This window comes from Amycolatopsis sp. FBCC-B4732, assembly GCF_023008405.1.
Lineage (GTDB): Bacteria > Actinomycetota > Actinomycetes > Mycobacteriales > Pseudonocardiaceae > Amycolatopsis > Amycolatopsis pretoriensis_A.
In genome coordinates, this window is record NZ_CP095376.1 from 3,425,265 (window position 1) to 3,436,975 (window position 11,711).

Below are 11,711 nucleotides of genomic sequence, written 5' to 3' on the forward strand. Positions count from 1 at the left end.
TAGTGCGAGAATAGGGACGAGACCGGGACGTCCGAACGGGACGCTCCGGCTCACTAACAAAGAGTAGGTATTGGTATGGCTCAGGGCAGTGTCAAGTGGTTCAACGGTGAAAAGGGCTTCGGCTTCATCGCCCAGGACGGCGGGGGTCCGGACGTGTTCGTCCACTACTCCGAGATCCAGGGCACCGGCTTCAAGTCGCTCGACGAGGGTCAGCGCGTCGAGTTCGAAATCGGTCAGGGCCAGAAGGGCCCGCAGGCCCAGCGCGTAAGCGTCATCTGAGCCACGAGGCACCTGAAGGCCCTCGCCCGTTCCGGGCGGGGGCCTTCTTCGTGCGCGGCCACACTGCGGGTTCACAACAGTCCGGTAACGTATGGGGTGCCGGGAGTCCTTCCCACGCCCGGCCCGCGGCCACCGGTCGCCGTCCGGTTCCGGGTGTGGCAGCCCCGGCGGCGGCGATGCCGCGATGACCACCGGGGCCGATCGCCGGCAGGAGCGGCGACACGCCCGGCCACCACCCCAGACCGCAGACCGCCGGGTGATCCCGCTCCCCGGCCCCCGCGCGAGGACCAGGTCCCGCGCGGCGAGATCCTCGAATCGAGTAGTGCATGACCGCCTCCGTGAAGGCTCCCCGCCCGATACCCAAACCCGTGCTCAGCGGCCGCCAGAGCGTCGCCGAGCTGATCACCATCCGCACGTTCCTGCTGGTCCCGTTCCTCGCGCTGGCCGCCGCCGTCCCAGTGTTCTGGGGCTGGGGCGTCAGCTGGCTGGACCTCACCATCGGCGGCGCGTTCTTCGTGGTCTCGACACTCGGCGTGACCGTCGGCTACCACCGGTACTTCACCCACGGCGCGTTCCGCGCGAAGCGGGCGCTGCGGATCGCCCTGGCCATCGCCGGCGGCCTCGCGGCGCAGGGCCCGGTGATCGGCTGGGTCGCCGACCACCGCCGCCACCACGCCTTCTCCGACCGCGAGGGCGACCCGCACTCCCCGTGGCTGTTCGGCACCTCCCCGGTGGCGCTGGCCCGCGGGTTCTGGCACGCCCACATGGGCTGGCTGTTCGGCCGGGACAAGACCAACGTCGAGCGGTTCGCCCCGGACCTCGCCGCCGACCGCGACCTGCGCGTCGTCGACCGGCTCTTCCCGCTGTGGGTCGTGCTGAGCCTGCTGATCCCGCCGCTGCTCGGCGGCCTGATCACGCTCTCCTGGTGGGGCGCGCTGACCGCGTTCCTCTGGGCCGGCCTGGCGCGGATCTCGTTCCAGCACCACGTGACGTGGTCGGTCAACTCGATCTGCCACATGATCGGCGAGCGCCCGTTCGCCAGCCGCGACCGCTCGGCGAACTTCTGGCCGCTGGCGATCCTGTCGATGGGCGAGTCCTGGCACAACACCCACCACGCGGACCCGACGTCGGCCCGCCACGGCGCCCAGCGCGGCCAGATCGACATCTCCGCGCGGGTGATCTGGGCGTTCGAGAAGCTCGGCTGGGCGTGGAACGTCCGCTGGCCGACCCCGAAGCGGCTCGCGGCGCTGGCCCGCTGACGAAACCCCGCCGAAAGTCCTTGCCCCCGCGGCCGCGCCGGGTGACCTTGTCCGGGTGGACGCAGTCGCGCTGACCTTCGACGACGGCCCGTACCCGTCGACCACGCCGGCTCTGCTGGCGGCCCTCGGCGGCGTGCGGGCGACGTTCTTCCTCTGGGGTGAGCACGCCGCGGCGCACCCGGACCTGGTGCGGGCGATCGCGGCCGCGGGCCACGCGATCGGCAACCACACGTGGACGCACCCGCGGCTCACCGCCCTCGACGCCGCGAGCCGCGACCGGGAGGTCCGCCGGACGCAGGACCTCCTGGCGGCGCTCACCGGCGTCCGCCCGGTGCTGTTCCGGCCGCCCTACGGCGACACCGGCCCCGACGTGGCATCGCTCGTCGGCGCGCAGGGGCTCACCGAGGTGCTGTGGAGCGTCGACACCCGCGACTGGGCCGGCGCGTCCGCCGGCGAGATCGTCACGGCGGCTTCGGCGGTGGAGCCGGGCGGGGTCGTGCTGCTGCACGAAGGCCGCCCGGCCACCGTCGAGGCGGTGCCCCGTCTCCTCGCGGACCTGGCCGCCCGGGGCCTGCGCCCCGGTCCGGTCAGGGGTTGATGCGGGTGTAGGCCGGCTTCGGGCGCAGGTCCTCGTCGATGAGGCAGGCCGCCCCCTCGCCGGGGAACACGTCCGGCACCCACGAGTGCCGGTCGGTGAAGCCCCACGTCGTGAACTCGACGCAGCGGCGAACCGCCTGGCAGCCGTCCCACAGCCGGCCGAAGTAGCTCGCCTGGGTGGCCAGCTTCGCCGCGTCGGGCGGGGTCGGGATGCGGACGTCCGCCTCGGTGATCGCGACGTCCACACCCAGCTTCGCCAGCCGGGCCAGGTTGGCGCGGTACTCGGCCGGGAAGCCGTACTGGATCGACAGGTGCCCCTGGATCCCGACGCCGCCGATCGGCACGCCCTGCCGCCGCAGGGTCTTCACCAGGTCGTACACGGCGTCGCTCTTCGGGTTGCGGCCTTCGATGTTGTAGTCGTTGATGTAGAGCGTCGCCTTCGGGTCGGCCGCGTGCGCCCACCGGAAGACGTCGGCGACGAAGCCGTCGCCGAGCTTCTGCCGGAAGACGGTGTCACGCCGGGTGCCGTCCTCGTTGAACAGCTCGTTGACGACGTCCCAGGCGCGGACCTTTCCCCGGTAGCGCTTGACTTCCGTGGTGATGTGGTCCTTGAGGACGCGGCGGAGCTCGTCGGCCGGCAGCGCGGCGACCCAGTCCGGGAGCTGCGAGTGCCAGACGAGCGTGTGCCCGCGGACGGTCTTGTGGTGCTGCTGGGCGTACCGGACGATCGCGTCGGCGCCCGACCAGTCGTACTGCCCGCGGACGGCTTCCACGGTCCCCCACTTCATCTCGTTCTCGGGGGTGACGTTGTCGAATTCGCGGGTGAGCACGGCCCGGTAATCGGGTTCCGCCGCCAGGTAGGACGCGGCCACCGCGCTCCCGACGTAGCGGTTCGTGCTGTATTGCAGCGGAACCGACGCGGACGCGGCAGGCGCCTGCCACACCGCGATACCGGCGACGGCCGCGAGCACCAGCACGGCGCGTTTCTTCGGAATTCTTCTCAGCATCTTCACCCTTCCATCGACAATGGCGAACCGAAAGTTTCGAGGCGTTTCAAATCAGGTTTCGATGACCTAGAATCTCCTCCATGACAACGAAGTCCGAGGATCTCGAGCCGACCGCGTCCCGGGTCACGATCGCCCGGATCGCCGCCGAGACCGGTGTTTCCGTGCCGACTGTTTCGAAAGTCCTGAACGGACGGCCCGACGTCGCCGAAAGCACCCGGGCCCGGGTGGAAGCGGTCATCGGTAAATACGGTTACCGCCGCCGGGCCGACGAACGGTCCCGCCGTTCGCGATTGCTGGAACTGATGTTCCACGAACTCGAAAGCACGTGGGCACTCGAAATCATCCGCGGGGTCGAGTGCGTCGCCCGCGAAAACGGAATGGCGGTCGTGCTCGCGGAATCGTCCGGGCGGCACACCCCCGGCCAGAGCTGGCTGGAGAGCGTCCTCGCCCGCCGCCCGGTCGGCATCGTTTCGGTGTGCTCGGACTTCACCGGCGGGCAGCTGGCCAAGCTGCGCGCCCGCGACATCCCGCTGGTCGTGGTCGACCCGGCCGGCGCCCCGGGCCCGGAGACGCCCTCGATCGGGGCCACGAACTGGCAGGGCGGCCTGACCGCGACCCGGCACCTGGTGGACCTGGGTCACCGCCGCATCGCGATGATCGGCGGACCGGAAGGCGTGCTGTGCAGCCGGGCGAGGATCGACGGCTACCGCACGGCCCTGGAGACCGCGGGCCTGGCGTTCGACCCGGCCCTGGTCCGCCGCGGCGACTTCCACGTCCGCTCGGGTTATCGCGAGCTGGCATCGCTGCTCACCCTCCCCGACCCGCCGACGGCGGTGTTCGCGGGCAGTGACCTGCAGGCTCTCGGCGTGTACGAGGCCGCCCGCGGCGCCGGGCTGCGCATCCCGGACGACCTGAGCGTGGTCGGCTTCGACGACCTGCCGATCGCCCGCTGGCTGACCCCGGAGCTGACGACGATCCGCCAGCCCCTCCAGGAGATGGCCGCGGCGGGCGCGAGGTTGGCGATTTCGCTGGCGCGCGGGGTGCACCCGGAGAGCCACCGGGTGGAGCTGGCGACGAGCCTGGTGGTCCGGCAGAGCACGGCGACCCCGGCGCACCGGCCGAGCGAAGCCCTTCCGGTCGGCCGGAGGTAGCGGCCGACCGGCGGGGACCCCCAGCCCTGCCGCGGCACTTTCCCGTGAAAGTGACGCGGGGACGGGTGAGACGCGACAGCACCGGCGGCCCCGCCACGGTCTTGCGCGGCTCCGCTCATCCCGGCCACCGCATGCTCTCCGGCGGCCCCAGGTAGCTCGGCCGCAGCCCGCCGGTGTCCACCACCAGCTTCTGCAGCACCACCGCCGGGTCCACCATCCAGAACTTCAGCACGTGCGGGCCCGCCGCCCCCACCACGTGGCCCGTCGACGTCAGGTTCACGTTGTCCGACGTCGTCCGCTCCCACTGCCGGTTCATCGACGTGTCGTCCGCGCCCGTGGCCTTCGTGATGTTCACGACCTGCGGCTCCGCGTCGTCGAACGAGACCGCGTAGCGCAGCCCGTCCCCCGCCAGCACGTTGTTGCGTGGCGAAAGGTACGCCCACACCGTGACCGGGCCCGCCGTGAACAGCGTCATCCGGTACTCCAGCCGCGGGCCCGCTCCCGGGTTCCGGCTCGCCGACGTCACCGGGAACGGCGTCATCCCCAGGTCCGGGACGCGCCGCCACGACGTCCCCTCGACAGCGACGTTCGCGCTGCAGTGCGGGGCTTCCACCGACACGTACCCGCCCGCCTCGACGAACCCGCGCCGCCACGGCGCCGGCAGGTCGCGGTGCCGCGCCACCGCGTCCACCACCACCGACGAACCGGCGCCGGACACCGTGATCGGCACCGCCGTCGTCCCGCGGGGCGCCCGGGCCCAGTCGATCCGCACCGTCATCCGCAGCTCCTCCTCCACCCGCCCGCCGCGCGGCTCGACCCGCACCCACGGCGCGCCCGGGGTGACCGTGCAGCGGAACGGCGTCCGGCCGCGGTTGAAGACGTCGATGTACTGCGCCGGCGCGCTTTGCCACGGGCTGAACTCCGGCAGCACCGGCCGGCCGGCGGCTCCCGGCCACGCCTCGGCGGACCCGTCGACCGCGACCCCCAGCGAAGCCGCGGCGGGGACGTCGAGGCGGCGCACCGCCGGGAAGATCACGTCCGGCAGGGCCACGTTGTTCAGCTCCGGCTGCTGCCACGGCGCGTTCGGGCCGTACCGCTCGACGTCGCCGTAGTCGATGTGCGGCTGGGTCTGGAAGCCCTTCCACTTCCCGCCCGCGACGCCGGTGTTGTACTTCTCCGCCAGCGCCAGGTCGTCGGCGAACCGCGCCTCGGTGACGGCGGCGAGCCCGTTCGCCGAAGCCCGCCCCTGGGTCGCGTACAGCAGGTTGGTGAACTCCGCGCGCCGCAGCGCGTACAGGTTCGCCGAGGCCTGGACTTCGTACAGCACCAGTTCGTAGAAGGCGTCCCGGTAGGCCGCGGGCACCCGCGGGGAAAGGCGGGCCGCCCGCGCCCCCAGGTCCTGCCACTCCGCCGTGACCCGGTCCAGCTCGCCGTAGTTCACCAGGCTGAACGGCGTCGCCTGGTCGTCGTAGGTGATCGTGCCGTCTGCGGCCAGGGTGATCCGCCGGTTCAGCAGCTCCGGCTTCCGCCGCGACTGCAGCCGCCCGTAGTCGTGCAGCACCCCGGCGATCTCGCCCGCCAGCGCGGGGCCGAAGTTGAGCGCGGCGAACTCGCGCTCCCAGGTGGACAGTCGTTCGGCCGGCCACGCCGCGGGGTTCCAGGCGTAGTCGAGGAAGAACTGCAGCGGCAGCTCGTTGCCCTTCATGTCCCCGACGTTCGCCACCCACAGCCGGTCGTTCCCGTAGGCGGTGGCCTGGTTCAGCTGCTCCCACGTGTTCGCGATCAGCGCGGTGTCGACCCACTTGTAGTTGCGCCCGCCGCCGACGTAGTCGAAGTGGTAGTAGAGCCCGTACCCGCCCGGGTGCGGCGGCAGCGAGAGGTCCGGGTGCTTGCGGATGTTGCCCCAGTTGTCGTCGGTGAACACGACGATGACGTCGTCCGGCGGCCGCAGGCCCTTGACCCAGTACCGCTGGACCTCCTTGTAGAGCGTCCACACCTGCGGGACGTCGGTGCTCAGCTCGCGCGCGAGGATGTCCCGCTCGGCCGCGAGGATCTCCGCCATCAGCTCGATGCCGTCACCGTCGGGCAGGCTGACGTCGCCGTTGCCGCGCATGCCGAGCGTGACGACGCCTTCGAAGCCCTCGCGGGCCATCCGGCGGATGCCGTCGGTCCAGTAGGCCTTGATCGCTTCGCCGTTGCGGCGGAAGCTCCACTCCCCCGTGCCGCCGTAGGGGTCGTGCCCGGGGGTGGCGTGCCGGTTCCACTCCTCGATGCCGCGCATCATCGGTGCCTCGTGCGAAGTACCCATGACGACGCCGTACTCCTTGGCCGTCGCGTGGTTGAGCGGGTCGTCCTCGGCGAACGCCCGCCCCCACACCGCCGGCCACAGGTAGTTGGCGCGCAGCCGCAGCATGGTCTCGAACACCTTCGCGTAGAAGAGGTGGTTGAAACCGTTGGGGAAGCCCGGTGCGTGGCCCGGCCCGAAGTACTCCGGAGCCCAGGTGCCGAGCGCCGGGTTCTCGTCGTTGACGAAGAACCCGCGGTACTTGACGTGCGGGGTGCCCAAGCTGAAGCGCTCGCCCGGGAGGTGCAGCTCGGCCTGCCGCCGCGGCGGGACGTCGGCCCACCAGTACCACGGCGAAACACCGATCCGCCGCGAAACCTCGTAGACGCCGTAGATCACGCCGCGCTGATCGCTGCCGGTGAGCACGAGCCGCCCGTCGACGACCTGGCTCAGCGACGTCTCCCACTTCCCGGCGGTGTCCCGGACGTCCAGGCGCCCGGCCCGCACCAGGTCGTCGACCAGCGGGCTGTGCCCGAGGGTGCCGACCAGCACCACGGGCCCGTGCTCCGGCACCACATCGGACACGGCCGGGCGGACGCCCGTGACGCGTTCGACGTCGGCGGCCAGGTCCCCGGCGACCCGGCGGACCCCCGGCAGATCGCCGGGGGCGACCACGATCGTCGCGGCCTTTCCCCGCGACACCAACGGGAACCCGGTCCCCGCTTCGGCGAGTCCCGGCAGAGCGGCCGAACCGGCCCCGGCCAGCGCGAGCAACTGCAGAAAGGTACGGCGGTGGACCTCGGACGGCACGGGAGACCTCCTGAGTCAGCCCTTCACGGATCCGGTCAGCCCACCGACGATGCGCCGTTCGGCGAGCACGAAGAACGCGAGCGCCGGGATCATCGACAGCGCGGTGAACGCGAGCACGCGGGCGGTGTCCTGGGAGTACTGCGACTGGAACGTCGCGACGCCGAGCGGGAGCGTGAAGTGCGCGGAGTCGTTGAACACGAGCAGCGGCAGCAGGTAGGCGTTCCAGCTGGTGACGAAGGCGAGCACGCCGACCGTGGTCAGCGCGGGTGTCGACAGCGGCAGCAGGATGCGCCAGAAGAAGCCGAGCCGGGTGGCGCCGTCGAGCACGGCCGCGTCCTCGAGCTCGCCCGGTATGGCGTGCATGAACGGCCGCAGGATCACGATCGTCACCGGCAGCGAGAACGCCGCCTCCGGGATCGCCACGCCCCAGAAGGTTTCGAGCATGCCCAGCTGGCGAAGCCACAGGTACAGCGGCAGCGTCGCCACCGTGAGCGGGAACAGCAGGCCGAGCGTGAACAGCGTGTACAGCGCTTCACGGCCCTTGAAGTGGTACCTCGAGAGCGCGTACCCGGCCATCGAGCCCAAGCCGACGGCGACCGCGGTCGCGATCACGGCGATCAGTGCGCTGTTGCCGAGGAACGTCCAGAACGCGCTCGAGCCGAGGACCGAGGCGTAGTTGTCCGAGATCCACGGGGCGGGCAGCCCGGCCGGGTCGTTGGTGAGCTGGGCGTTGCTGCGGAACCCGCCGAGCAAGACGAACAGCAGCGGTACGACGGTCACCCCGAGCACGACGATCGCCGCGAGGTAGCCCGCCGACAGGCCGAACCGGCGTGAACGCATCAGCCCACCATCCTCGTCAGAGCGCCCTGGGTGTCGCGGCGGAGCGCGAACCGCTGGTACAGCAGGGCGAACACGAAGCAGATGACGAACAGGATCACCGCGACCGCGGAGCCGAAGCCGAATTCGTAGCGCTTGAAGCCGTGGTCGACCAGGTAGGTCGCCATCGTCGTCGACGCGTTCGCCGGGCCGCCCGTGGTCATGATCCAGACGACGTCGAACAGCTGGAGCGAGCCGATCACCGAGAGGAAGATCCAGATCCGGATGGTCGGCCCGAGGAGCGGGAGCACGACGTGCCGGGTGGTCTGCCACGCCGACGCGCCGTCGAGCGCGGCGGCTTCGCGCAGTTCGGCGGGCACGCCCTGGAGACCGGCGAGCAGCAGGATGATGCCGAAGCCGATGTACTTCCAGGTGATCACCGCGAACAGCGTGTAGAGCACGATGCCCGGGTCGGCCAGCCAGTTGTGGATCAGGCCGCCGAGCCCGGCGCCCTTGAGCACCTGGTCGGCGAACCCGTTGGGCTGCAGCATGAGGACCCAGATCACCGCCGTGATCGCCTCGGAGAGCACGTACGGCGCGAACACCAGCGCGCGCAGCACCGCGCGCCCGCGCAGCTTGCGGTTCAGCAGCATCGCCAGCCCGATCGACAGCGGCAGCTGCACCACGATCGACAGCCCGGCGATGATCAGGTTGTGCACGATCGCGCCCTGGAACACCTCGCCGCTGAAGGCGTCGACGTAGTTGTCGAGGCCGATGAAGTCGTCGAGCGGACCGAAGCCGTTCCACTTGAAGAGGCTGTAGAAACCGGCGATCCCGATCGGCACCAGGACGAAGCCGACGAACACCAGCAGGGCCGGCCCGAGCAGCAGCGCCAGCTCGAGCCGTTTGCCGAGACCGGACCGCTTCGCGCGGCGGCCCGGAGCCGGTGCGGACGGCCGGTTCGCCGTCCGCACCGGCTTCGTCGCCGTGGTCACTTGTTGCCCGCCGCGGCCTGGTTGACGGCGGCCACGATGCCTTCGGGGGTGCCCTGGCCGGCGAACATGTTCGCCACCGCGTCGTTCAGCGCGGCGCCGACCGCGGTCGGGAACGCCCGGTCGAAGTACATCTGCAGGTACGGCGCCTTCGTGCCGTAGTCGTAGACGGCCTTCAGCGTGTCGGTCTTCAGCGCCTTCGCGGCGACGGTGTTGACGGGCAGGCCGGCTCCCTGAGCGGCGAGCTGCGTCTGCACCGGCTCGCTGCCCAGGTACTGCAGGAAGTCCGCGCACGCCTTCGACGCGCGGGTGGTGCAGGCGAACCCGTCACCGCCGCCGAGCACCGCCGCCGGGTCGCCCTGCCCGCCCGTGACGGCCGGGAACGGGAACCAGCCGACCTTCGAATCCAGCTGCTTGTCGTCGGTCAGCGCCGACATCGTGCCGGGCTCCCAGTCGCCCTGCAGTTCCATCGCGGCCTTGCCGTTGGCGACCAGGCCGGCCGAGCTGCCCGCGCCCTGCTGCGCCGGCGTGCCCGCGAACCCGGTCTGGAACGGTTGCGTGGCCAGGAAGTTCTTCAGGTCCTGCCCGGCCTTCGTCCAGCACGGGTCTTCGAGCTTGACCGCCTTCACCGACTGCTTGAGCACGTCGACCGAGCACTCGCGGATCGCGAAGTAGTTGAAGTAGAAGGCGTCCGGCCAGCGGTCCTTACCGCCGACCGAGATCGGCGCGATGTTCTTGGCCTTCAGCTGCGTGACCGCGGCGTTCAGCTCGTCCATCGTCTTCGGCGGGGTGGTGATCCCCGCCTGCTGGAAGAGGTCCTTGCGGTACCAGAAGCCGACGAAGTGCTGCTCGAACGGCACCCCGTACTGCTTGCCGTCGACCTGCCAGTTCTCGCCGAACTTGCCGGTGGTCTGGGTGATCCACGGCTTCGTGGCGTCGGTGATGTCGGCGACCTTGCCCGAGGTGATCTGCGAGGCCAGGTCTCCGGCGCCCCAGGACTGGTAGACGTCCGGCGGCTCCGCCCCCTGCAGCGCGAGCGGGACCTTCGTCGGGAAGTCCTCGTTCTGCAGCGGCTGGGCCTTGATCGTGACGTCCGGGTGCGCCTGGTGGTAGTCGGCGACGACCTTCTCCCAGATCGACTTGATCGGATCGGTGGTGCCGTTGTGCCACCAGGTGAGGGTGACCGGCCCGCTCGGCTGCGCGGGCGCGTCGTTCCCCCCGCTGCACGCCGAAAGGGCGAGCGGGAGGACGGCTGCCAAGGCCGCGAGAACGGGGATTCTGTGCTTCGCGAACATCGTGGGTCCACTCCTGACGACTTCGGCCGAGTTGGACGGGGCGCGACTGCGCCCGGGTTGGCGAAGAGTTTGCTCCGGGGCAAATCGGATGTCAATCGTTGTCGATAACGTTTTACATGGCTAGTCTGAGCCGATGCAGCCCAGTTCCAGGGTGACCATCCGTGACGTCGCAGCCCGCGCCGGCGTCTCGGTGGCCACGGTTTCCAAAGTCATCAACGAGCGCTACGGCGTCTCCGCCGCGACGCTCGCGCGTGTCCGAGCGGTGATCGACGAGCTGGGCTACGAGGCGAGCCTCGTGGCGCAGAGCCTGAGAAACCACCGGACGAACGTCATCGGCATCCTGGTCGCCGACCTCGAACCGTTCTCGACCGAGCTGCTCAAGGGAGCCGCGGACGCCATCCGCGGCAGCGGTTTCGAGCTCGTCGTCTACTCCGCGGGCGGGCGCACCGGCGACCCGGCCGGCTGGGAGAAGCGCTACCTCTCCCGCCTGTCCGGCACCCTCGTCGACGGCGCCGTGCTGGTCACGCCCGCCGTTTCGCTGGAAGCCGTGCCCGGCACGCCGGTCGTCGCGGTCGACCCGCACACCGGCCCGTCGCACCTGCCGACCATCGACTCCGACAACCTCCGCGGCGCGCAGCTCGCCACCGAGCACCTCCTGGAACTCGGGCACCGCCGGATCGCGTTCCTCTCCGGCCGCCCCGACCTCGAATCGGCGACGCTGCGCAAGGCAGGCTACCTGCGGGCGCTGGAAGCCGCGGGCGTGCCGGCCGACGAGAACCTGGTCCGGATCGGCGCCTACGACCCGGAGGTCTCCGCGGCCTCCGCGCACGACCTGCTGACCGGGCCGGACCGGCCGACCGCGGTGTTCGCCGCGAACGACATCTCGGCCATCGCGACCGTCGGCGCGGCCCGCGAGCTGGGGCTTTCGGTGCCCGACGACCTTTCCGTCGTGGGCTTCGACAACGTCCCCGAGTCCGCGCTCTGCACCCCGCCACTGACCACTGTCGACCAGCCGATCCGCGAGATGGGCCACCGGGCGATCAGCATGCTCATCGCGCTGATCAACGGCGACGCGGTCGAGCGCACCCACGTCACCCTCGACACCGGCCTCGTGGTGCGGCACTCGACCCGGGCCCTCTCCCCATCTCTCCCGTGACATCCGGGGTTTCGCCCCGGGCCGGGGGCTCCGCCACCCGGAACCCCCGACAGATCTCTCATGAA

At 70.9% G+C, this 11,711-nt stretch carries 10 protein-coding genes; 5 read left to right on the forward strand and 5 right to left on the reverse strand.

The genetic code is table 11. The annotated features are described in order from the left end of the window. The first annotated feature begins 75 nt into the window (after positions 1 to 75). The 3 genes from MUY14_RS14730 (at position 76) to MUY14_RS14740 (ending at position 2,136) form a co-directional block, all read left to right on the forward strand. On the forward strand, positions 76 to 279 hold the full coding sequence (locus MUY14_RS14730; protein WP_086680104.1) for a cold-shock protein: 204 nt from the start codon (positions 76 to 78) through the stop codon (positions 277 to 279). A 326-nt stretch (positions 280 to 605) separates the two neighbouring features. Continuing rightward, positions 606 to 1,538, forward strand: a complete 933-nt coding sequence (locus tag MUY14_RS14735; RefSeq protein ID WP_247023566.1) for an acyl-CoA desaturase — start codon at positions 606 to 608, stop codon at positions 1,536 to 1,538. 55 nt (positions 1,539 to 1,593) lie between these two features. Further along, the gene (locus MUY14_RS14740; protein WP_247023567.1) at positions 1,594 to 2,136 is read left to right on the forward strand and encodes a polysaccharide deacetylase family protein; all 543 of its coding nucleotides are present in this window, start codon (positions 1,594 to 1,596) and stop codon (positions 2,134 to 2,136) included. On the opposite strand, the gene MUY14_RS14745 is transcribed toward MUY14_RS14740, so the two are convergent. Further along, positions 2,126 to 3,142, reverse strand: coding sequence for an endo-1,4-beta-xylanase (locus tag MUY14_RS14745; protein WP_247023568.1), 1,017 nt, complete (start codon positions 3,140 to 3,142; stop codon positions 2,126 to 2,128). The genes MUY14_RS14740 and MUY14_RS14745 overlap by 11 nt on opposite strands. An 80-nt stretch (positions 3,143 to 3,222) precedes the next feature. On the opposite strand from MUY14_RS14745, the gene MUY14_RS14750 reads away from it, so the two are divergent. After that, positions 3,223 to 4,293 carry a LacI family DNA-binding transcriptional regulator gene (locus tag MUY14_RS14750; protein WP_247023569.1) on the forward strand — a complete coding sequence of 357 codons (1,071 nt, stop codon included), beginning with the start codon at positions 3,223 to 3,225 and terminating at the stop codon, positions 4,291 to 4,293. Positions 4,294 to 4,408: 115 nt separating this feature from the next. Here the strand turns inward: MUY14_RS14750 and MUY14_RS14755 are convergent, their stop codons facing one another. From MUY14_RS14755 to MUY14_RS14770, 4 genes are read right to left on the reverse strand one after another with little or no spacing between them, the layout of a single operon-like run. Beyond that, entirely contained in the window at positions 4,409 to 7,387 is a 2,979-nt protein-coding gene (locus tag MUY14_RS14755; protein WP_247023570.1) for a glycosyl hydrolase 115 family protein, read from the reverse strand. Positions 7,388 to 7,402: 15 nt separating this feature from the next. Further along, positions 7,403 to 8,227, reverse strand: coding sequence for a carbohydrate ABC transporter permease (locus MUY14_RS14760; RefSeq protein ID WP_247023571.1), 825 nt, complete (start codon positions 8,225 to 8,227; stop codon positions 7,403 to 7,405). Then, entirely contained in the window at positions 8,227 to 9,198 is a 972-nt protein-coding gene (locus MUY14_RS14765) for a carbohydrate ABC transporter permease (RefSeq protein WP_247023572.1), read from the reverse strand. The genes MUY14_RS14760 and MUY14_RS14765 overlap by 1 nt, the downstream gene beginning before the upstream one ends. Continuing rightward, the gene (locus MUY14_RS14770; protein ID WP_247023573.1) at positions 9,195 to 10,490 is read right to left on the reverse strand and encodes an extracellular solute-binding protein; all 1,296 of its coding nucleotides are present in this window, start codon (positions 10,488 to 10,490) and stop codon (positions 9,195 to 9,197) included. The genes MUY14_RS14765 and MUY14_RS14770 overlap by 4 nt, the downstream gene beginning before the upstream one ends. A gap of 151 nt (positions 10,491 to 10,641) precedes the next feature. On the opposite strand from MUY14_RS14770, the gene MUY14_RS14775 reads away from it, so the two are divergent. Continuing rightward, positions 10,642 to 11,646 (forward strand): LacI family DNA-binding transcriptional regulator, encoded by a 1,005-nt coding sequence (locus MUY14_RS14775; RefSeq protein WP_247023574.1) that lies wholly within the window; start codon positions 10,642 to 10,644, stop codon positions 11,644 to 11,646. Positions 11,647 to 11,711: the final 65 nt, after the last annotated feature.

What these genes read in the sequence shown, in the direction of transcription:
- MUY14_RS14735 (WP_247023566.1), top strand. Translation starts at nt 606, where the DNA reads ATGACCGCCTCCGTGAAGGCTCCCCGCCCGATACCCAAACCCGTGCTC.
- MUY14_RS14760 (WP_247023571.1), bottom strand. Translation starts at nt 8,227, where the DNA reads ATGCGTTCACGCCGGTTCGGCCTGTCGGCGGGCTACCTCGCGGCGATC.
- MUY14_RS14750 (WP_247023569.1), top strand. Translation starts at nt 3,223, where the DNA reads ATGACAACGAAGTCCGAGGATCTCGAGCCGACCGCGTCCCGGGTCACG.
- MUY14_RS14730 (WP_086680104.1), top strand. Translation starts at nt 76, where the DNA reads ATGGCTCAGGGCAGTGTCAAGTGGTTCAACGGTGAAAAGGGCTTCGGC.
- MUY14_RS14770 (WP_247023573.1), bottom strand. Translation starts at nt 10,490, where the DNA reads ATGTTCGCGAAGCACAGAATCCCCGTTCTCGCGGCCTTGGCAGCCGTC.
- MUY14_RS14745 (WP_247023568.1), bottom strand. Translation starts at nt 3,142, where the DNA reads ATGCTGAGAAGAATTCCGAAGAAACGCGCCGTGCTGGTGCTCGCGGCC.